Consider the following 20,263-nt stretch of genomic DNA (forward strand, 5'->3'; position numbering starts at 1 on the left):
CCAGGGCGGCACGGGTGGNNGCGGGCAGTCGTGCCGCTGGGGCGGCACGGGTGGGCGCAGCGGCACCCCGCTCCGCCGGGCTGCGCACCCACCCGGCTCCAGCCCAAACGCCGGGCACCTATGCAGCAGGCGGTTCCTCATAAGGCCCATGCCCGAACTCCGGCTCCGGATCCCGAGGCCCGAACAACGCCATGAGCCCGAGATGCAACAGCAACGCGGCAAGCGGCCAGGCCAGCAACGCCCCCTTCGCCCCCAACTTCAACGGCGCGGAGAACGTCACCCCCCGCCCCACATCCCGCGCACGCGCGACGACATCCTCCGCGGGCCCGAGCCACACCCCGACCCGCCAGGCCAGCAACGACCCGAGCAGCCCCCCGACGGCCAGCCCCACCACCAGCGGCACACCCCCGCGCCGCCGCAGCAGGAACACGACCAGGGCGCTGACGACCCCGAAGGCCAGCCCGAGCAGGGCGAACGTGCCGTCGACCCCGACGGCCTGCTCCCCCTCGGTGTCCTTCAGGTAGACGATCCACTTGCCCTCGACCACGTCACCGACCAGCGGCACGTGCGGCGCGAGCCACCACCACAGCACACCCAGCAGCACCCCGCCGAGCGCCACCGCCACGGCGGCCACGCCGGCCTCCCGCACTTCCGTCTTCATGCCGGGCCCGTCCTGCCCGTACCAGCCGTGCCCGGAGTACGCGGCGTACTCGGCGTGCTGAGACCCGGGAGCCTGCGGTCCGTGCGCCCCGGACCCGGCGCCCGGCGGCGGCCACGCATCCTGTGCGGAACGTTCATGCGGCGGCGGTGGCGGATTCAGTGGTGCGGTCACCCTGCCATCGTGCCAGGCCCGCCTGTGTCCCGCGTCACCGGACGATCCCTCCCCGCTCACCGGACGGCCGCCCGGCGGTACGCCCAGGTCGCCACGGCCAGCGAGACGACGCCCACGAACCCGCACACGGCGAGGTCACCGAGCACGAAGGCCCAGTCGGGATGCGGTCCGAACGTCCGCGCGAAGGCCTCCACGCCGTACGTCGAGGGCAGCAGGTCCCGCGTGAAACGCACCGCCTCCGGCATCCGCTCGGCCGGCAGCACGCCCAGCAGCAGCGCCGCCGACATGCCCAGCTGCCCGAGCAGCGTGGCCAGCTCCGGCCGGGGCGCGAGCAGTCCGAGCGCCGCCCCCAGTCCGGCGAGCGCGGCGCCCGCCAGCGGGATCACGGCCACCAGGACCCACAGATGGGCCAGTGGCAGCCCGAACAGCACACAGCCGAACACCGCCGTCACGACGGTCCCCGGCACGGTGAACGACGCGTACGCGCCCGCCGCGCCCAGCACCACCGCCGCAGGCGGTACCGGCAGCGTCGCGTAGTGGTCGAGCCCGCCGCTGGCCCGCAGCTGCCCGAAGTACTGCGCGAGCAGGTTCAGCGCGACGAAGGCCACCACCAGGACGGACGACCCGGCGACGACGGCCTGCGCCTCCGCCCCGTCGTCCACGACCCCGCGCATCAGGATCATGATCCCGACCGACTGGAACGTCGCCACGAACAGCAGCGGGATCCGCGCGACCCGCGCCCGGGACAGCTGCGCCCGGTACACGGCCGCCAGCGACGGCCACAGCCGCGCCCGAGGCCCGAGCTCGGCCGCGCCCACGGCGGGCTCGTCCACGGCCAGGGCGCTGCCCGGCAGGACATCGGCGGGTACGACACTCACGTCGCGCTGCTCCCCTTCGTCGGGTCCACTGCGGCAGTCGCCCTGTTCGGTACGTACGTGTTCGGTACGTATGCGGCGGCCCGCGTACTCAAGGCCACCGTATTGCGGGCCGTCATGTTCCAGGCTTCCGTACTCCTCACGCCTTCACCAGCCCCTGCTGCGCGGCACCGCCCAGGGCCAGGTACACGTCCTCCAGGCTCGGCGTGGCCAGCGTGAAGTCGTCCAGCGCGGCGAAGGCGGCACCTCCGGTGACGGTGGCGACGACCGCCCGGGCCTCCTCGGGCCCGAGCCGGAGCGTCCACAGACGGCCCGACTCCACGGCCCGGTCCCGCAGCGCGGCCACCTCGGGGACGTGCACCGGCGCCGCGTCCCGCCACACCAGGTCGACCCGCACCTCACCGGCGACCTGCTCCTTGAGCCCGGCCGGGGTGTCGCAGGCGATCACCCGCCCCCGGTCGAGCACGGCCACCCGGTCCAGCACGGTCTCGGCCTCGATGACGTTGTGGGTGACGAGCAGCACGGTCGTCCCGCGCTCGGCCCGCCGCCGGTCGACGGCGGACCACACGGCCCGCCGCGCCACCGGGTCCATGCCGGTGGTCGGCTCGTCGAGCACGAGCAGCGGCCGCTCCCCCACCAGCGCCGCGGCGAAGCACGCCAGGCGCCGCTGGCCCCCGGAGAGCTTCTTCAGCGGCCGCCCGGCGAGCGGCGCGAGCCCCAGCTCGTCCAGGACGTCGTCCCGCTCGGTTCGCGCCCGCCGGATGTCCAGTCCGCGCAGCCGCCCGGTGGTCTCGGCGGCGAGCGACACGGTCAGCTCGTCGAGGGCGGTCGACTCCTGACCGAGGTAGGCGAGGATCCGCGCGGCCCGCTCCGGGTGGCGCACGATGTCGTGCCCGAGGATCTCCACACTGCCGCGGTCGGGCCGCATCAGCCCGGTGAGCTGCCGTACGAGGGTGGACTTGCCGGCGCCGTTCGGCCCGAGCAGGCCGAAGATCTCGCCGCGCCGGATGTCCAGCGTCACGTCGTCCGTGGCGCGGACCTCGGGTGTTCCGGGGGCGCCGCGCCGGCCGCGTACGGCCGGGTAGGTCTTGGTCAGCCCGCGCACCGCGCACACGACGTCACCCTCGTGCCGAAATGCCTGTGCCGCGCGCTTACTCACAAGCAACGAGACTACGGGGTCGACCGCCCCGGTCCGCTCTCGGGTCGGTCCACAACGGGAAATCCGCCGGCAAAGTTCTCATTCGCCCACGGGCGCGTGCTCGACTCCCGTGCGCACGCCGATCTCCTTCCAGAAGCCGGCCCGGATGGCGTACCGGTCCCGCTCGTCGATCTGGTCGTCCTTGTGGGCGAGCAGGCCGAAGCGGGCGGCGTAGCGCAGCAGCTCCCCGTCGACGCGGTGCGGGATGCGCGGGTACATCCCGGACAGTTTCTGCAGGTGGCCCTGGTCGCCGAGGCGCTCGACCCAGCGCCGGGCGAAAACCTGCCCGACCTCGTAGGGGTCGCCGCCGACGGTGGTGATGTCCTCCTCGCGGTCCGCCCACCGCTGCTCGGCCGTGGTCAGCTGGGCGAGCGTCGGCATCAAGGCGGCCTCGGGGGGCTCGGCCGTGGGCCGGTCGACCCAGCCCTTGTCTGAGGACCAGCGGAGGGTGGCGGAGGCGGGCTGCTGGGCGGACTGGGGGCCGGGAGCGCGCAGGGCGGCCAGGTCTTTGGGCGTGGGGACGCCTTTGGCGGCGGGCGCCCGTTCCTCCGTGCCGTTCTGCCCGGCGCCGGCCGCGGGGTGCTGCGGCTGCGGTGCGGGGCGCTCGGCCGCGGCGGCGAGCGCGGACTCGGGCAGCGGGGCGGAGAGGATCGCGGCGATCTCGGGCCGGGGCGCGGGCTGCGGGGCGCACACGCCGGTGTGCTCCTTGGCGCGGACGGCCTTGGTGATCCAGGTCCGGTCCAGGACGCGCCGCTCGTCGGCCTCGGCGACCAGGTCCTCGGACTGGTTGTAGTCGCCGTCGGCGGCCTGCACGGCCCACAGGTGGACGGCGACGCCGTGCTCCTTGGCGGCCATCATGCCGGGCAGCAGATCGCCGTCGCCGGTGACGAGGACGACGTCGGAGCAGGCGCGGTTGCGGGCCAGCTCGGTGAGCTCGGCGTGCATCGCGGCGTCCACGCCCTTCTGCGCCCAGCGGCCGTCGCTGCGGGTCAGCGCGCCCAGCCGGACGGTGACCCGGGGCATCACGCGCAGCCTGCGGTGCTCGGGCTGCGGGACGCGGTCGGGGGCGCCGTCGAACCAGTAGATCCGCAGCAGGGGCTGCTGCGTGTCCGACTCGGCGCGTTCGCGCAGCCCCTGGATGAGGGCGGTGTGGTCGACGGTGATCCGGGATCGTGAGGGCTCCCCGGCGAGGAGACTCGCCGCCGCCCCCAGCAGATACCCCGCGTCCACCAGGACGATGCAGCGGTCCACACGACTCACCCTCTTCCCGGGAGGTTTGCTTCGGGCTTGCTTCGAGTCTGCCCGACGGCGCGGAGGTTAACGGCCGGAACTCGATCTTCGGCGTGGCGTTTCGGGCGGTCCCGCTCCGACTGCCCCTGTCACGCAGGGTAATTGTCCGACATGCGATCGTTGTCGGCCTGTGTGAATCTGGTCCCGGCCCTGGCCCCTAGATCCCCCACAGGAGGCATCACCATGGCCAAGAACAAGAACCGTGACCGTAAGCAGCAGCGTCCGACCGAGCGCGGGCAGCGCGCGGACCGCAGCCCCGCGGCCGAGGCGGAGCCCCAGCCGGAGGTCGAGCTGACCCCCGGTGACGTGGCGTCCCGCAAGCGGAAGCGCAGCTTCGGCCACAACTGACATCTGTGTAACGGGTTGTTGAGACCCGCGCACATGCGCGAGGGGCGTACCAGGTACCGGGTACGCCCCTCACGCGCGTCAAGCGCCGTCCAGGTCATCCCGCCAGGCAGGACGGCCCGAGCAGCACCTTCAGGTCGCCGAAGAGCGCCGGGTCGGGCTTCACCCGGTGGCGGTCCAGCCGCAGCACGGTCGTCTTGGTCGGTCCCTGGAGCTTGATCCGGACCTCGCTGTCGCCCTTGTGGTGGCTGAGGACCTCGCCGAGGCGGCTGACCAGCGGCGGGGTGACCCGGGTGGCCGGGATGGTCAGCACGACGGGCGCGTTGGTGCCCGCGTTCGACAGGTCGGGGACCTGCAGCTCCATCGCGACCAGCCGCGGCACGTCCTCGCGCTTGTCGAGGCGGCCCTTGACGAACACCACGGCGTCCTCGACGAGTTGGGTCGAGACGAGCTGGTACGTCGCCGGGAAGAACATGCACTCGATCGAGCCCGCGAGGTCCTCGACGGTGGCGATGGCCCAGGCGTTGCCCTGCTTGGTCATCTTGCGCTGGAGGCCGGAGATGATGCCGCCGATGGTGACGACCGCGCCGTCGGAGTGCTCACCGCCGGTCAGCTGGGAGATGCCCGCGTCGGCCTTGTCGGACAGGATGTGCTCCAGGCCGAACAGCGGGTGGTCGGAGACGTACAGACCGAGCATCTCCCGCTCCTGGGCGAGCAGATAGGTCTTGTCCCACTCCTCGGTGGTGAACTCCACGTCGAGCCCGAAGCCCGGCTCGCTGCTCTCGGCCTCGCCCATGCCGCCGAAGAGGTCGAACTGTCCCTCGGCCTCCTTGCGCTTGACCGCGACCACGTTGTCGATCATCGGCTCGTACTGCGCGGTCAGGCCCTTGCGGGTGTGGCCCATGGCGTCGAAGGCGCCGGCCTTGATCAGCGATTCGGTGGTGCGCTTGTTGCAGACCACCGCCTCCACCTTGTCGAGGTAGTCCGGGAACGAGGTGTACTTCCCCTTGGCCTTGCGGCACCTGATGATCGACTCGACGACGTTGGTACCGACGTTGCGGACGGCGGAGAGGCCGAAGAGGATCACGTCGTCGCCCTGGGCCGCGAAGTTGGACATCGACTCGTTGACGTCCGGCGGGAGCACCTTGATGCCCATGCGGCGGCACTCGTTGAGGTAGACGGCCGACTTGTCCTTGTCGTCCTTCACGGACGTGAGCAGCGCGGCCATGTACTCGGCGGGGTGGTTCGCCTTGAGGTACGCCGTCCAGTACGAGACGAGTCCGTACGCGGCGGAGTGCGCCTTGTTGAACGCGTAGCCGGCGAAGGGGACCAGCACGTCCCACAGCGCCTGGATGGCCTCGTCGCTGTAGCCCTTCTTGCGGGCGCCCTCCTGGAAGAGCACGAAGTTCTTCGCCAGTTCCTCGGGCTTCTTCTTGCCCATCACGCGGCGGAGGATGTCGGCCTCGCCGAGCGAGTAGCCGGCGATGATCTGGGCGGCCTTCTGCACCTGCTCCTGGTAGACGATCAGGCCGTAGGTGACGTCCAGGACCTCCTTGAGCGGCTCCTCCAGCTCGGGGTGGATCGGCGTGATCTCCTGCTGGCCGTTCTTGCGCAGCGCGTAGTTCGTGTGGGAGTTCATGCCCATCGGGCCCGGGCGGTACAGGGCCGACACGGCGGAGATGTCTTCGAAGTTGTCCGGCTTCATCAGCCGGAGCAGGGAGCGCATGGGGCCGCCGTCGAACTGGAAGACGCCGAGGGTGTCGCCGCGCTGGAGCAGTTCGAAGGTCGTGGGGTCGTCGAGCGGGAGGCTCAGGAGATCGATGTCGATCCCCTTGTTGGACTTCACCATCTTGACGGCGTCGTCCATGATCGTCAGGTTGCGCAGGCCCAGGAAGTCCATCTTCAGCAGGCCGAGCGACTCACAGCTCGGGTAGTCCCACTGCGTGATGGTCACGCCGTCGGTGTGCCTGACCCAGACCGGGACGTGGTCGGTGATGGTCTCGCTGGACATGATCACGCCGGCGGCGTGCACGCCCATCTGCCGGACCAGGCCCTCGACGCCCTTGGCGGTGTCGATGACCTTCTTCACGTCCGGCTCGTTCTCGTACATCGCCCGGATCTCGCCCGCCTCCGAGTAGCGGGGGTGCTCGGGGTTGGTGATGCCGTCGAGGTTGATGCCCTTGCCGAGGACGTCGGCGGGCATGGCCTTGGTGAGGCGGTCGCCCATCGCGTACGGGTAGCCCAGCACGCGCGCGGAGTCCTTGATCGCGTTCTTGGCCTTGATCGTGCCGTACGTGCCGATCATGGCGACCTTGTCGGCGCCGTACTTCTCCGTCACGTACCGGATCACCTCGACGCGCCGGCGCTCGTCGAAGTCGATGTCGACATCGGGCATGGAGATGCGCTCGGGGTTGAGGAACCGCTCGAAGATCAGGCCGTGCGGGATGGGGTCGAGGTCGGTGATGCCGAGGGCGTAGGCGACGATCGAGCCGGCCGCGGAGCCTCGGCCGGGGCCGACCGCGATGCCCTGCTTCTTGGCCCACATGATGAAGTCGGCGACCACGAGGAAGTAGCCCGGGAAGCCCATCGAGATGATGGTGTCCATCTCGTACTCGACCTGCTTCATGCGGTCGTCCGGGATGCCGTCCGGGAAGCGGCGGTGCATGCCGCGGATGACTTCCTCACGGAACCAGCTGACCTCCGTGTACCCCTCCGGGATGTCGAACTTGGGCATGAGGTCACGCTTTTCGAACATGCCCGTGGTGTCGACCATCTCGGCGATCAGCCGGGTGTTGGCGCAGCCCTCCTGCCAGGCGTCCGAGGAGTCGATGGCGTACATCTCGTCCGTGGACTTCAGGTAGTAGCCGGTGCCGTCGAACCTGAAGCGGTCGGGGTCGGAGAGGTTCTTGCCGGTCTGGATGCACAGCAGGGCGTCGTGGGCGCTCGCCTCGTGCGAGTAGGTGTAGTGGGAGTCGTTCGTGACCAGCGGGGGGATGCCGAGCTTCTTGGCGATCTCCAGCAGGCCGTCGCGGACCCGGTGCTCGATCTCGATGCCGTGGTCCATCAGCTCCAGGAAGTAGCGGTCCTTGCCGAAGATGTCCTGGTAGTCGGCGGCGGCCTTGAGGGCCTCGTCGAAGTGGCCGAGGCGCAGCCGGGTCTGGACCTCGCCGGAGGGGCAGCCGGTGGAGGCGACGATCCCCTCGGACCACTGGGCGATGGTCTCCTTGTCCATCCGGGGCCACTTCTGGAGCCAGCCCTCGGCGTACGCGTCCGAGGAGAGCCGGAAGAGGTTGTGCAGGCCGGTCCTGTTCACCGCCCACATCGTCTTGTGGGTGTAACCACCGGAACCGGAGACGTCGTCCCGCTTCTGGTGCGGCTGGCCCCACTGGATCTTGCGCTTGTTGCGGCGCGACTCGGGCGCGACGTACGCCTCGATGCCGATGATCGGGGTGACCCCGGCCTTCTGCGCGGAGTGGAAGAAGTCGTACGCCCCGTGGAGGTTGCCGTGGTCGGACATGGCGATGTGCGACATGCCCATCTCGTTGCACGCGTTGAACATGTCCTTCAGCCGCGCGGCACCGTCCAGCAGCGAGTACTGGGTGTGGACGTGCAGGTGCGTGAACGGCGGCTTTGACACGGCTGCGGCCTCCAGAGAAAACATACGTCGAATGGGGCCCGACAGGCTGCGGACAGTCTGGGGGACAGCGTCGAAGTCTATGCCTCGGCACTGACACTCCGAGGCCTGACCCGCGTACCTTCGTGCGAGGGTCGCGGGCACTCCCGCGGACCGCCGCACGTTAGCCGGAGGGCGGACCTGCCGCCCGAGACGTACGCACCAGGAGGCACCCAGCGATGTCGTTCCCGCAGCTCGACGACGAGCACCGCGGCGAGGAGATCCTCGCCGTCTTCGACACCGCCTTCGGCGAGCTCCTGGCCGCCGACCCGGCCGCGTTCCGCGTGAAGTTCCGGAAGATGGCGGCCTCGGCCTTCGCGTTCTACCGGGGCACGGCAGCGCTCTTCTACCACGACCTGGACGAGGAAAAGCGGGGCGGGCCGTTCCTGGACGAGCGCACCTCGCGCGTGTGGATCCACGGCGACCTGCATGCGGAGAACTTCGGCACGTACATGGACGCCAACGGCCGCCTGATCTTCAACGTCAACGACTTCGACGAGGCCTACGTCGGCCCCTTCACCTGGGACCTGAAGCGCTTCGCCGCCTCCATCGCCCTCATCGGGTACGCGAAGGCGCTCAGCGACGAGCAGATCTCCGAGCTGGTGACGATCTACGCGGTCGCCTACCGCGAGCGGATCCACGCCCTGGCCACGGGCGCCAAGAGCGACGAGGTGCCGCCGTTCACGCTGGACACCGCGCAGGGCCCGCTGCTGGACGCGCTGCGTGACGCCCGGTCGCTGACCCGCTTCGGGCTGCTGGAGTCGATGACGGAGATCCGCGACTTCGAGCGCCGCTTCGCGGCCGGGGGCGGCTCCGTCGAGCTGGACGCGGCCACGCGCTACAAGGTCCTCGCCGCCTTCGACGGCTATCTGGAGACGCTCCCGGACAGCTCGCTGGCCCGCCCGGACTCCTACCGCGTGAAGGACGTCGTCGGCCGGCGCGGCATCGGCATCGGCTCGGCGGGGCTGCCGTCGTACAACATCCTGCTGGAGGGCCACAGCGACGCCCTGGAGAACGATGTGGTGATCTACATCAAGCAGGCCCAGACCCCGGCCGTCTCCCGGCACATCACGGACCAGGCCATCCGCGACTACTTCCAGCACGAGGGGCACCGCACGGTCATCTCCCAGCGCGCCCTCCAGGCGCACGCCGACCCGTGGCTGGGCTGGACGGAGCTGGACGGCGCGGGCCAGCTGGTCGCCGAGGTCTCGCCGTACGCGGTGGATCTCGACTGGGGCGACATCGACGACGCGGAGGAGATCGCCCAGGTGGTGGCCGACCTCGGCCGGGCCACGGCCACGATGCACTCGGCGGCGGACGACCAGTCCGGTGAGTCCCTGGTGCCGTTCTCCACGGAGCGGGCCATCGACGCGGCGATCGCGGGGGACGAGGAGGGCTTCGCGCCGCTGCTGATCGACTTCGCGCACAGCTACGGCGCACGCGCGCGTGCCGACCACCAGACCTTCGTGGACCTGTTCCGCAACGGCCGGATCCCGGGTCTGTAAGGTCTCCTTTCGCTATGGACATATCCGGGATCCAGCTCAGAGCCGTACGCGCGGCGCTGTTCACGGCAGTGGTCGTGACGCTCAGCACCGCGTCGCACGTGCTGCTGTCCCAGGTCCCGCTCCCGGTGGGCACGGTGGCCGCGGTCGCCGCCGCCGTGTTCGTGATCGCCTACGCCCTGGCGGGCCGCGAGCGCTCCTTCGGACGGATCGCGGCCCTGCTGATCCCGCTGGAACTGGCCGCCGACACGGTGTTCACCACGGGACAGCACGCCTGTTACGGCCGGTCGGGCGGCCCGGTCGCCGGCCCGCTGCGGTCGGTCGGCCTGGACGTGCTGTGCGGGGGCGGCGAGATCGGCACCCCCCTGGCCCGGATGGCCGGGGCCACCGGCACCGACCGGCTCGCCGCCGCGGTCGCGCACGCCGACCCGGCCACCGCCTGGCTGCTGCTCGGCGCGCACATCGGCGTGGGACTGGCCGCCGCCGTCTGGCTGCGCCGGGGCGAGCGGGCCCTGGCCCAGCTGCTGCGAGCCGTGGGGGCGACCACGTTCCGGCCGCTGCTGCTGGCAGTCGCCGCGGTGACGGTAAGGCGCGCCCCGGCCGGGCGCCGGCTGCCGTCGCGGGCCGCCGACCGCACGCCCACCGCCCGCGAGCGGATCCTCGCCCACTGTCTGGGACGGCGTGGACCGCCGTGCTCGCCCGCCTTCGCGTGAGGCACCTTTCGAGCACCGGCAGTCCCCCTTACGTATCCCGCACACGACCTGTGCGCGTCCCCGACGGAGACATCACCATGAGCAAGCGGAACACCCAAGCGGCGAAGACGGCGGCCCGTGAGCGGCTGCGCATCGAGCGCGAGCGCGAGGCCAAGCGGGCGAAGGCCAAGCGGCAGATCATCGTCGCCGCCTCCATCGTCGGCGTCCTGGCGATAGCCGGCGGCATCGGCTACGCGGTCGTCCAGGCCAACAAGCCCACCTACTGGGAGGCCCAGAAGGACGCCAAGGTCGTCACCCCGGCCAACACCACGGGCACCAAGGGCACCACGGTCGTCATCGGCAAGGACTCGGCCAAGAAGACCCTGAAGGTCTACGAGGACCCGCGCTGCCCCGTGTGCGCCCAGTTCGAGCAGACCGTCGGTTCGACCGTGAAGAAGGACATCGACGACGGCAAGTTCAAGATGCAGTTCATCGGCGCCACCTTCATCGACAACAAGGACAACGGCGAGGGCTCCAAGAACGCGCTGAGCGCCCTGGGTGCCGCGCTGAACGTCAGCCCCGAGGCGTTCCTCGACTACAAGGCCGCGCTGTACTCGTCGAAGTACCACCCGGACGAGACGACCGACAAGTTCAAGGACGACAGCTACCTCATCAAGGTCGCGGACACCGTCCCGGAGCTGAAGGGCAACAAGAAGTTCCAGGACGCGGTCGAGAAGGGCACCTACGACGCCTGGGCGATGGCCATGTCGAAGACCTTCGACGACAACAAGGACGGCGTGCAGGGCACCCCGGGCTTCGTCATGGACGGCAAGCAGCTCACCGCCGACAACCAGGGCACGCCGCTGATGACGGTGGCCGACTTCAACAGGGTGGTGGGCGAGGCCCTCAAGAAGTGACGGCGAGTCCGGGACCGGCCACCGTGCCGTAACCGGCCTCCACGTAAAGAGCGGGCGAACTTCCTTCGGTTCGCCCGCTCTGGCGCATACCGATCAGTAACCTGATCGTCCGTGACCAGTCGATACAGATCGTCGAAGCCGTCAGAGGACCTCAACTCCCGCACCCCGCGCCGCCGTACGGTCGTCAAGGCCGCGGCGGCGACCGCTGTCCTGGCCGGACCGCTGGCAGCGACCCTGCCCGCGCGCGCCGTCGACCAGGCCCCCGCCTTCCTGCACGGCGTGGCCTCCGGTGACCCGCTGCCGGACGGCATCCTGCTGTGGACCCGCGTGACGCCCGTCCCGGAGGCCATACCCGGCTCCGGACTCGGCCCGGACACCGAGGTGAGCTGGACCGTCGCCAAGGACCGGGCGTTCGGCACCGTCGTCGCCAAGGGCTCCACCACCGCGACGGCCGCCTCCGACCACACCGTGAAGGCCGACATCCGCGGCCTGGAGCCGGGCACCGACTACTGGTTCCGCTTCTCCGCCGGCGGCACCGACTCCCCGGCCGCCCGCACCCGCACCGCCCCGGCACCCGACGCGGCCGTCACGGGCCTCCGCTTCGGCGTGGTCTCCTGCGCCAACTGGGAAGCCGGCCACTTCTCCCCGTACCGCCATCTCGCGGCCCGCGGCGACCTGGACGCCTGGCTGCACCTCGGCGACTACATCTACGAGTACGGCACCGGCGAGTACGGCACCCGCGGCACGGTCGTCCGCCCGCACGCCCCGGCCCACGAGATCGTCACCCTCGCCGACTACCGCATCCGGCACGGACGTTACAAGACGGACCCCGACCTCCAGGCGCTGCACGCGGCGGCCCCGGTCGTGGCGATCTGGGACGACCACGAATTCGCCAACGACGCCTGGTCGGGCGGCGCCGAGAACCACACCGAGGGCGCCGAGGGCACCTGGTCCGCCCGCCAGGCCGCCGCCAAGCAGGCCTACTTCGAGTGGATGCCGGTGCGCCCGGCGATCGCGGGCACCACCTACCGCCGGCTGCGCTTCGGCAAGCTGGCCGACCTCTCGCTGCTGGACCTGCGCTCGTTCCGTTCGCAGCAGGTCAAGGTCGGCAACGGCCAGGTCGACGACCCGGACCGCACCCTCACCGGCCGCGCCCAGCTCGACTGGCTCAAGGCGGGCCTGAAGGCGTCCGACACCACCTGGCGGCTGGTCGGCAACTCGGTGATGATCTCGCCGTTCGCCATCGGCTCGCTCTCCGCCGACCTGCTGAAGCCGCTGGCCAAGCTGCTGGGCCTGCCGCAGGAGGGCCTCGCCCTCAACACCGACCAGTGGGACGGCTACACCGACGACCGGCGCGAACTCCTCGCCCATCTGCGCGCGCACGCGATCCGCAACACGGTCTTCCTCACCGGCGACATCCACATGGCCTGGGCCAACGACGTGCCGGTGGACGCCGGTACGTACCCGCTGTCCCCGTCGGCCGCCACGGAGTTCGTCGTCACCTCGGTCACCTCCGACAACCTCGACGACATGGTCAAGGTCCCGGAGGGCACGCTCTCCGCGGTCGCGGCACCCGTCATCCGCGCCGCCAACCGGCACGTCCACTGGGTCGACACCGACCGCCACGGCTTCGGCGTCCTGGACATCACGGCCGAGCGCGCGCAGATGGACTACTACGTGGTCTCCGACCGGACGCGGCGCGACGCGACCGCCACGTGGTCCCGCTCGTACCGCACGCGCAGCGGCACGCAGAGGATCGAGCGCGTCCACGACGCCGTGTGAGCCCCGGGTAACCGCCGGCTACAGGCTGTCGAGGAAGCCGAGCGCCACCCGCCAGGTGGCCTCGGCGGCCTCCTCGTCGTAGTCCGGCAGGTCGGGGTCGGTGTAGAGGTGACCCGCCCCCGCGTACCGGTACACCTCGACGTCCGCGCCGGTCCGGCCCATCTGGAGGTACCAGGCGCTGAGCCAGTCGTCCGTCTCGAACGGGTCGGGCTCCGCCACGTGCAGCTGGACCGGCAGGTCGTCCGCCGTGACGCCCGGCGCGATGTCCGACGTGCCGTGCAGGAGCAGCAGCCCGCGCGCCTTGTCGTCGCCGAGGGCGAGGGTCTGGGCGATGGACGCGCCGAGCGAGAACCCGGCGTACACCAGCCCGCGCTCCGAGTAGGGCGCGGCGGCCAGCACGGCCCGCTTCAGCAGCTCGTCCTTGCCGATCTTCTCCTTGTGCTCCATGCCCTCCTCGACCGAGTCGAAGGTGCGTCCCTCGAAGAGGTCGGGCGTCCACACCTCGTGTCCGGCCGCGCGCAGCCGGTCGGCGGCCTGGAGCACCGCGGGCCGCAGCCCATGGGTCGAGTGAAAGAGCATGATGTTCATGAGCCCATGGTGCCAGCCGGGTGTGACAGGCCCGCATCACGGCACTACCCAGGCCGCCGCCGAAGTCACATGTTCATGCGCCCCGCGAGCCGGTTAGGTTCGGGGGCATGGAAAATCTGCTGCGACCGCTGATCGTGGTCGGTGGCTCGGTCGTGCTCACGCTGGTGATCGGCTGGGCCACCGACTTCCTGCTGCGCAAGGCCGACGAACAGCACCACGAGACACCGCTGTGGGGGCTGCTCCGCCGCGGCCGCATCCCCTACCAGCTCGTGCTCCTCGCGGCCCTGCTGAGAGGGTCGTACGACGAGGCACAGCTGCTGGAGAGCCGCCGGGAGGGCATCGGTCAGACGCTGACCCTGGTGCTGATCGGGTCGACCGCCTGGCTGGTGATCCGGATCGCGTCGGCGGTCGTCGAGACGTCGTACAGCCGGTACGCCCATTCCCGGGCCCAGCGGGACCCGGCCAGGGTCCGCCGGGTGCGCACCCAGGTGACGCTGATCATGCGGGTGGTGTCGGCGATCGTCGGCGTGGTGGCCGCGGCGAGCATGCTGCTGACGTTCCCGGCGTTCCGCGCCGCGGGCGCCTCGCTGCTGGCCTCGGCAGGCATCCTCGGCATCGTCGCCGGTGTCGCCGCGCAGTCCACGCTGAGCAACATGTTCGCGGGGTTCCAGATCGCCTTCGGCGACATGGTGCGCATCGGGGACACCGTCGTCGTGGACGGCGAGTGGGGCACGGTCGAGGAGATCACCCTGACGTTCCTGACCGTGCGCACCTGGGACGAGCGGCGGATCACCATGCCGGTGTCGTACTTCACGTCCAAGCCGTTCGAGAACTGGTCGCGCGGTACCCCGCAGATGACCGGCACCGTCTTCTTCCACGTCGACCACACGGCCCCCGTGGACGCGATGCGCGAGAAGCTCCGTGACATCCTGCGCCAGTGCCCGGCCTGGGACGGCCGCGCCTACGACCTGTCCGTCACGGACACCACCCCGAACACCATGCAGGTGCGGGCCCTGGTGACCGCCAAGGACTCGGACGACATCTGGACGGTACGGGTCGCGGTCCGCGAGCAGATGATCCGCTGGCTGACCGCGGAGCACCCCTACGCCCTGCCCCGGGTCAACACGGCGGACGCGACCCCGCCCCCGTCCCACAACGGCCACCGCCCGTCCCAGGACGGCGTCCCCCACCAGCAACGCCGCTACCACGGCTCCACGAGGCCGGACCGCTGACGGAAGGCGAGCAGCCAGGGGCGGGCCCGCGGACCGGGACTCACCGCATCGACCGCACATCAAGATGCCGCAGCACCCGGTCCACCACCTCCGGATCCGCCCCCGGCTCGCTCCGCGCCGCCAGCACCTCGTGCCGCGCGGCGCTCAGCATCTCCTGCTGGATCCGCCGCACCCGCTTCAGCCGCCGGGCCCGCTCCCGATAGGCCTCCCGCCGCTCGTCCTCGGCCACCGCGGGACTGATCCGCACCGCGATGTCGAACGCCCGCCGCAGCATCTGCTCGGACAGCTCCTCCGGCAGCTCCTCGACCTCCTCGATCTCCCGGAGCCTGTGCTTGGCCGCCTTGGCCGCCCGGACCGCCAGCGCCTTCGCGAACTCCTTCTCGACGTCCGTGTCGGCCCGCACCCCCAGCCGCCGCACCAGCCAGGGCAACGTCAGCCCCTGCACCACCAGCGTCACCACGATCACCCCGAACGCGATGAAGATGATCTCGTCCCGGCTGGGGAACGGCGCCCCCGCGTCGGTCTCCAGCGGAATGGCCAGCACCAGCGCGACCGAGGCCACCCCCCGCATCCCCGACCACCACATCACCACGGTCTCGCGCCAGCTCACCGGGATGTCCTCGTCGTAGTCCCGCCGCGCGTGCAGCCGCTTCGTCAGCCAGGTCGCCGGCAGCAGCCACAACAGCCGTACGAACACGACCACGCCGACGACCACCGCCGCCCAGCCGAGCAGCTCGCCCCACCGGCCGGACGCGGTGTGGATCGCGTTGTGCAGCTCCAGCCCGACCAGCCCGAACGCCACGCCGGTGACGAGCGTGTCGACGATGTTCCAGAACGTGTGCCCGGCCAGCCGCGTCATGACGTCGTCGGCGTCGGAGCCGTACTCCGCGAGGAACAGCGCGGTGGTCAGCACGGCGAGCACTCCGGACCCGTGCATCTCCTCGGCCAGGACGTACGAGGCGTACGGCACCAGCAGGGTCAGCCCGATCTGGAGGGTCGCGTCCCCGAGTAGTTCCATCAGCTTGTTCGCGCCCCAGCCCAGTGCGAGCCCCACGGCCACCGCCACCACGGCCGACAGCACGAGGTCGAGCCCGGCCTTCCAGGGCGAGAACGTCCCGCTGACGGCGGCGGCGATCGCCACGTGGTACAGGACGATGGCCGTCACGTCGTTGAACAGCCCCTCGCCCTCCAGGATCGACACCAGTCGGCGCGGCAGCCCGAGTTGCCCGGCGACGGCGGTCGCGGCGACCGGGTCCGGCGGCGCGACCAGCGCGCCGAGCGCGAACGCCGCGGCCAGTGGCAGCCCCGGCACGATCGCGTTGGCCGTGGCGGCCACACAGGCCATGGTGACGAACACCAGCGCCACGGCCAGCAGGAAGATCGGCCTCTTGTTCGCCGCGAACTGCCGCCAGGAGGTGCGCCGCACCGCGGCGTACAGCAGCGGCGGCAACAGCAGCGGCAGGATCAGGTCCGGCGGGATCTCGACGTTCGGTACGAAGTCGAGCAGCGCGAGGACTATGCCCAGCAGCGTCATCAGCACCGGCGCGGGCACGCTGAACCGGTCCCCCACCGGGACGCTGATCACGGCCCCGAGCAGCAGCACGAACAGCAGGGCCAACTGATCCACGGTCAGCGCTCCGGAAGGTCAAACGTTCACACGACTGCCCTCAAGCCTGCCACGCAACTCCCGGGACAAACCGTTTCGGCACCCTTCAGGACGGGCTAAAGCGAACGCCGCATCCCCTGGTGCGGAATCCCCGCCTCCACGTACTCCGGTCCGTACGGCTCGTAGCCGAGCCGCTCGTAGAAGCCCAGCGCGTGCGTCTGCGCGTGCAGGTCCACGGCCGCGAGACCACGCGCGCGTGCCGCGTCCTCGACGGCCTGCACGAGGGCGACGCCGACACCGAGTCCGCGCGCGTGGGCGGCCACGGCGAGCCGGCCGAGGGAGCCCACGGACGGGTCGGCTCCGGTCTTTGCCACGGCCGCCTCCCCGAGCAGCAGCCGCCCCGTCCCGAGCGGCACGCCGTCCTCCCGGACCGCCAGCACATGGACGGCACCCGGGTCGTACGCGTCGTACTCGATGTCCTCCGGCACGCCTTGCTCGCCGACGAACACCTCCTTGCGCACCGCGAAGCACGCCTCACGGTCGGCCGGGTCCTCGGCGACACGCACCACGTACGACGGGACGCTCATGCGTAGGTCTCCTCCCGGACCTGGTCCAGGGCCTTCTGCAGGTCCTCCGGGTAGTCGCAGGCGAACTCCGCCCACTGCCCGTCCCCGGGGTGCTCGAAGCCGAGCCGCACCGCGTGCAGCCACTGGCGGGTCAGATGGAGCCGCTTGGCGAGCGTCGGGTCGGCGCCGTACGTCAGGTCGCCGACGCAGGGGTGCCGGTGGGCGGCCATGTGGACGCGGATCTGGTGCGTGCGGCCTGTCTCCAGCTTCACGTCGAGCAGGGACGCCGCGCGGAAGGCCTCGATCAGGTCGTAGTGCGTGACGGACGGCTTGCCCTCGGCGGTGACCGCCCACTTGTAGTCGTGCTGCGGGTGGCGGCCGATGGGCGCGTCGATGGTGCCGCTGGTCGGGTCCGGGTGGCCCTGGACGAGCGTGTGGTACCGCTTGTCGACCGTGCGCTCCTTGAACTGGCGCTTCAGGGACGTGTACGCGTATTCCGACTTGGCGACCACCATCAGCCCGGACGTTCCGACGTCGAGCCGGTGCACGATGCCCTGGCGCTCCGCGGCGCCGGAGGTGGAGATGCGGTACCCGGCGGCGGCGAGGCCGCCGATGACGGTCGGGCCGGTCCAGCCCGGCGACGGGTGCGCGGCCACGCCCACCGGCTTGACGATCACGACCACGTCATCGTCGTCATGCACGATCTCCATGCCCTCGACCGGCTCGGCCACCACCTGCACCGGCGCGGGCGCCTGCGGCATCTCGACCTCCAGCCAGGCGCCGCCGTGCACCCGCTCCGACTTGCCGACCACCGATCCGTCGACCGTGACCTTCCCCGCGGCGGCGAGCTCGGCCGCCTTGGTCCGGGAGAAGCCGAACATGCGGGAGATGGCGGCGTCGACGCGCTCGCCCTCCAGTCCGTCGGGCACGGGCAGGGTACGGATCTCGGGAATCGTGCTCACCCGTCGAGTATGCCGGACGGCCCCGACAGCCCCGTACCGAGCCTGTGGACAACCCCTCGCGGGCTCAGTCCTTGTGGACGGTCCCGTCGGGGTCGAGCCCCCTGAACGACAGCAGCACGATCAGGACGCCGCCGCACACGATCGCAGAGTCGGCCAGGTTGAAGACGGCGAAGTGCTTGGGCGCGATGAAGTCCACGACCGCGCCCTCGAAGACCCCCGGCGCCCGGAAGATCCGGTCGGTGAGGTTGCCCAGCGCACCACCGAGCAGCAGGCCGAGCGCGATCGCCCAGGGCAGGCTGTAGAGCTTGCGGGCGAGCCGGGCGATCACCACGATCACCGCCGCCGCGATCATGGTGAAGATCACCGTGAAGGCCTCGCCGAAGCCGAAGGCCGCGCCCGCGTTGCGGATCGCCTCGAACTTCAGCCAGTCCCCGATGATCTCGATGGGCGGGTGGTGCTCCAGCTTGGCCACCACGAGCATCTTGCTGATCAGGTCGAGGGCGTACGCGAACGCGGCGACCGCGAACAGGACCGCGATCCGGCGCTTGCCCCGGGGCCGCCCGGCCGCCGTCGGCTCATCCGTGCCGGACGCCCCGGCGGCCGCCGCCTCGTCGGGCCGCTCCCGCCCGTTGCCGGTCGCGTCCGGTGTGTCCGGCGTACCGATGATGCGCTCCGCCTCTGCCACGTGAGTCCCTCAACCTAGGTGCCTGACTGAGGACGAGGGTACGGCACACCCCGGGCGCCCCACGTGCTCAGGAGGCATTCGGCGGCCGGTCAGTACCGGCGCTCCTGCTTCTGCTTGCACTCCACGCACAGAGTCGCCCGCGGGAAGGCCTGCATGCGGGCCTTGCCGATGGGATTGCCGCAGTTCTCGCAGAGGCCGTAGGTGCCCGCGTGCAGGCGTTCCAGGGCGCGCTCGGTCTGGACGAGCATCTCGCGCGCGTTGGCGGCCAGGGCCAGCTCGTGCTCGCGGGTGATGTTCTTGGTGCCGGTGTCCGCCTGGTCGTCGCCCGCGCCGTCCCCGGAGTCCCGCATCAGACCGGCGAGCGACCGCTCCGACGACGTGATCTCCTCACGCAGCCGGATCTCCTCGGACGTCAGCTCGGCACGCGCCTCCTCGACCTCCGCCTCCGTCCAGGGGTCCTCGCCCGGGCGAACCGCGAGCTCACCGGGCTCCGCCGCTGCCGCCCGTGCCTTCGGAACAGCGGTCTTGGCCGCCGTCGCCGTGCCAGGAGTCTTCTTCGCACCCACGGTCGTCGCTCCCGTCTGCTGCGCGGCCCTTGCCGCGCCCGCCTTCTTGGCCGTGCTGCTCCCGGCCGTGTCCTGTGTGACCGCGCCGGTCCGGGCAGCGCCCTTCCCGACAGCGCCCTTCGTGGTGGTGCTCTCGCCAACGCCCTCGGCCTCGACGCCCTGCTTCGCGACGCCGGCCTTCTTCACGACACCGGCCTTGGCGGCCTTCGCCCGTTTGACAGCGGCTTTCTTCGCCGCCGCCTCCTTGGCCGGGGCCTTCTTCTCCGCCGCCTCCTCGGCCGCCGCGCTCTTGGCCGGGGCCTTCTTCGCCGCGACCTTGGCCGCGGCCTCCTTGGCCGGGGCTTTCTCGGCTGCGGCTTTGGCTGCCGTCTTCCGAGCTGCCGCTTTCCTGGCCGGGGCCTTCTCGGCCGCAGCCTTGGCCCCCGTTCTCTTGGCCGTCGTCTCCTTGGCCGATGCCCTCTCGGCCGCAGCCTTGCCCGCCGTCTTCTTGACGGCCGTCTTCCGGGCAGCCGCCTCCTTGCCGGCCGCCTTCTTCGCCGGGGCCTTCTCGGCCGCAGTTCTCTTGTCCGCCGTCTCCTTGGCCGATGCCCTCTCGGCCGCAGCCTTGCCCGCCGTCTTCTTGACGGCCGTCTTCCGAGCAGCCGCCTCCTTGCCGGCCGCCTTCTTCGCCAGGGCCTTCTCGCCCACGACCTCGGCCGCCGACTTCCTGACCGCCGCCTCCTTGCCAGCCGCCTTCTTCGCCGGGGCCCTCTCGCCCGCGACCTCAGCCGCCGACCCCCTGGCCGCCGCCTCCTTGCCAGCCGCCTCCTTGCCAGCCGCCTCCTTGCCAGCCGCCTCCTTGCCAGCCGCCTTCTTCGCCGGGGCCCTCTCGGCCGCGACCTCAGCCGCCGACCCCCCGGCCGCCGGCTTCCGGGCCACCGTCTCCCCGGCCGCCGCCTCCTTGCCGGCCGCC

General features: G+C 71.1%; 17 protein-coding genes. 6 read left to right on the forward strand and 11 right to left on the reverse strand.

Annotated elements, in window-relative coordinates; genetic code table 11:
- Positions 1–118: 118 nt before the first annotated feature.
- The 4 genes from CCL05_RS20580 to CCL05_RS20595 all read right to left on the reverse strand — a co-directional run bounded on the left by CCL05_RS20580 (position 119) and on the right by CCL05_RS20595 (position 4,156).
- Positions 119–832 carry an AAA family ATPase gene (locus tag CCL05_RS20580; protein WP_086561957.1) on the reverse strand — a complete coding sequence of 238 codons (714 nt, stop codon included), beginning with the start codon at positions 830–832 and terminating at the stop codon, positions 119–121.
- A 56-nt stretch (positions 833–888) separates the two neighbouring features.
- On the reverse strand, positions 889–1,710 hold the full coding sequence (locus CCL05_RS20585; RefSeq protein ID WP_086561958.1) for an ABC transporter permease: 822 nt from the start codon (positions 1,708–1,710) through the stop codon (positions 889–891).
- Positions 1,711–1,846: 136 nt separating this feature from the next.
- Positions 1,847–2,821, reverse strand: a complete 975-nt coding sequence (locus tag CCL05_RS20590; protein WP_086561959.1) for an ABC transporter ATP-binding protein — start codon at positions 2,819–2,821, stop codon at positions 1,847–1,849.
- Between the two features lie 123 nt (positions 2,822–2,944).
- Positions 2,945–4,156: an NYN domain-containing protein gene (locus CCL05_RS20595; protein WP_086561960.1), complete on the reverse strand. Its 1,212-nt coding sequence runs from the start codon at positions 4,154–4,156 to the stop codon at positions 2,945–2,947.
- A 222-nt stretch (positions 4,157–4,378) separates the two neighbouring features.
- Between CCL05_RS20595 and CCL05_RS45260 the strand changes: the two genes are divergently transcribed.
- Positions 4,379–4,543: a hypothetical protein gene (locus CCL05_RS45260; protein WP_020277572.1), complete on the forward strand. Its 165-nt coding sequence runs from the start codon at positions 4,379–4,381 to the stop codon at positions 4,541–4,543.
- Positions 4,544–4,637: 94 nt separating this feature from the next.
- Here the strand turns inward: CCL05_RS45260 and dnaE are convergent, their stop codons facing one another.
- Positions 4,638–8,177, reverse strand: coding sequence for a DNA polymerase III subunit alpha (dnaE, locus tag CCL05_RS20600; protein ID WP_086561961.1), 3,540 nt, complete (start codon positions 8,175–8,177; stop codon positions 4,638–4,640).
- Positions 8,178–8,392: 215 nt separating this feature from the next.
- Here dnaE and CCL05_RS20605 point away from each other — a divergent pair, with 215 nt between their 5' ends.
- The 4 genes from CCL05_RS20605 (at position 8,393) to CCL05_RS20620 (ending at position 13,106) form a co-directional block, all read left to right on the forward strand.
- A complete protein-coding gene (locus tag CCL05_RS20605; RefSeq protein WP_086561962.1) occupies positions 8,393–9,718 on the forward strand; it encodes a DUF2252 domain-containing protein in 1,326 nt (441 codons plus the stop codon).
- 14 nt (positions 9,719–9,732) lie between these two features.
- Positions 9,733–10,428 carry a hypothetical protein gene (locus CCL05_RS20610; protein ID WP_086561963.1) on the forward strand — a complete coding sequence of 232 codons (696 nt, stop codon included), beginning with the start codon at positions 9,733–9,735 and terminating at the stop codon, positions 10,426–10,428.
- Between the two features lie 77 nt (positions 10,429–10,505).
- Positions 10,506–11,324: a thioredoxin domain-containing protein gene (locus tag CCL05_RS20615; RefSeq protein WP_086561964.1), complete on the forward strand. Its 819-nt coding sequence runs from the start codon at positions 10,506–10,508 to the stop codon at positions 11,322–11,324.
- 111 nt (positions 11,325–11,435) lie between these two features.
- Positions 11,436–13,106: an alkaline phosphatase D family protein gene (locus CCL05_RS20620; protein WP_086561965.1), complete on the forward strand. Its 1,671-nt coding sequence runs from the start codon at positions 11,436–11,438 to the stop codon at positions 13,104–13,106.
- Positions 13,107–13,124: 18 nt separating this feature from the next.
- Here CCL05_RS20620 and CCL05_RS20625 read toward each other — a convergent pair whose 3' ends face one another.
- Positions 13,125–13,694, reverse strand: a complete 570-nt coding sequence (locus CCL05_RS20625) for a dienelactone hydrolase family protein (RefSeq protein WP_086561966.1) — start codon at positions 13,692–13,694, stop codon at positions 13,125–13,127.
- A gap of 107 nt (positions 13,695–13,801) precedes the next feature.
- Between CCL05_RS20625 and CCL05_RS20630 the strand changes: the two genes are divergently transcribed.
- On the forward strand, positions 13,802–14,926 hold the full coding sequence (locus CCL05_RS20630) for a mechanosensitive ion channel family protein (RefSeq protein WP_086561967.1): 1,125 nt from the start codon (positions 13,802–13,804) through the stop codon (positions 14,924–14,926).
- A gap of 40 nt (positions 14,927–14,966) precedes the next feature.
- Here the strand turns inward: CCL05_RS20630 and CCL05_RS20635 are convergent, their stop codons facing one another.
- The 5 genes from CCL05_RS20635 to CCL05_RS20655 form a co-directional block, all read right to left on the reverse strand.
- On the reverse strand, positions 14,967–16,553 hold the full coding sequence (locus CCL05_RS20635; protein WP_086561968.1) for a Na+/H+ antiporter: 1,587 nt from the start codon (positions 16,551–16,553) through the stop codon (positions 14,967–14,969).
- Positions 16,554–16,648: 95 nt separating this feature from the next.
- Positions 16,649–17,119, reverse strand: a complete 471-nt coding sequence (locus CCL05_RS20640; protein ID WP_086561969.1) for a GNAT family N-acetyltransferase — start codon at positions 17,117–17,119, stop codon at positions 16,649–16,651.
- Positions 17,116–18,060, reverse strand: coding sequence for an RluA family pseudouridine synthase (locus CCL05_RS20645; RefSeq protein WP_020277562.1), 945 nt, complete (start codon positions 18,058–18,060; stop codon positions 17,116–17,118). Before CCL05_RS20645 ends, CCL05_RS20640 begins: the two co-directional genes overlap by 4 nt.
- Positions 18,061–18,124: 64 nt before the next feature.
- On the reverse strand, positions 18,125–18,745 hold the full coding sequence (lspA, locus tag CCL05_RS20650) for a signal peptidase II (RefSeq protein ID WP_086561970.1): 621 nt from the start codon (positions 18,743–18,745) through the stop codon (positions 18,125–18,127).
- 89 nt (positions 18,746–18,834) lie between these two features.
- Entirely contained in the window at positions 18,835–19,983 is a 1,149-nt protein-coding gene (locus CCL05_RS20655) for a TraR/DksA family transcriptional regulator (RefSeq protein ID WP_208641578.1), read from the reverse strand.
- Between the last annotated feature and the right edge of the window lie 280 nt (positions 19,984–20,263).

The organism is Streptomyces africanus, assembly GCF_002150735.1.
GTDB classification, from domain to species: Bacteria; Actinomycetota; Actinomycetes; order Streptomycetales; family Streptomycetaceae; genus Streptomyces; species Streptomyces africanus.

What these genes read in the sequence shown, in the direction of transcription:
- CCL05_RS20630 (WP_086561967.1), top strand. Translation starts at nt 13,802, where the DNA reads ATGGAAAATCTGCTGCGACCGCTGATCGTGGTCGGTGGCTCGGTCGTG.
- CCL05_RS20615 (WP_086561964.1), top strand. Translation starts at nt 10,506, where the DNA reads ATGAGCAAGCGGAACACCCAAGCGGCGAAGACGGCGGCCCGTGAGCGG.
- CCL05_RS20625 (WP_086561966.1), bottom strand. Translation starts at nt 13,694, where the DNA reads ATGAACATCATGCTCTTTCACTCGACCCATGGGCTGCGGCCCGCGGTG.
- CCL05_RS45260 (WP_020277572.1), top strand. Translation starts at nt 4,379, where the DNA reads ATGGCCAAGAACAAGAACCGTGACCGTAAGCAGCAGCGTCCGACCGAG.
- CCL05_RS20605 (WP_086561962.1), top strand. Translation starts at nt 8,393, where the DNA reads ATGTCGTTCCCGCAGCTCGACGACGAGCACCGCGGCGAGGAGATCCTC.
- CCL05_RS20640 (WP_086561969.1), bottom strand. Translation starts at nt 17,119, where the DNA reads ATGAGCGTCCCGTCGTACGTGGTGCGTGTCGCCGAGGACCCGGCCGAC.
- CCL05_RS20610 (WP_086561963.1), top strand. Translation starts at nt 9,733, where the DNA reads ATGGACATATCCGGGATCCAGCTCAGAGCCGTACGCGCGGCGCTGTTC.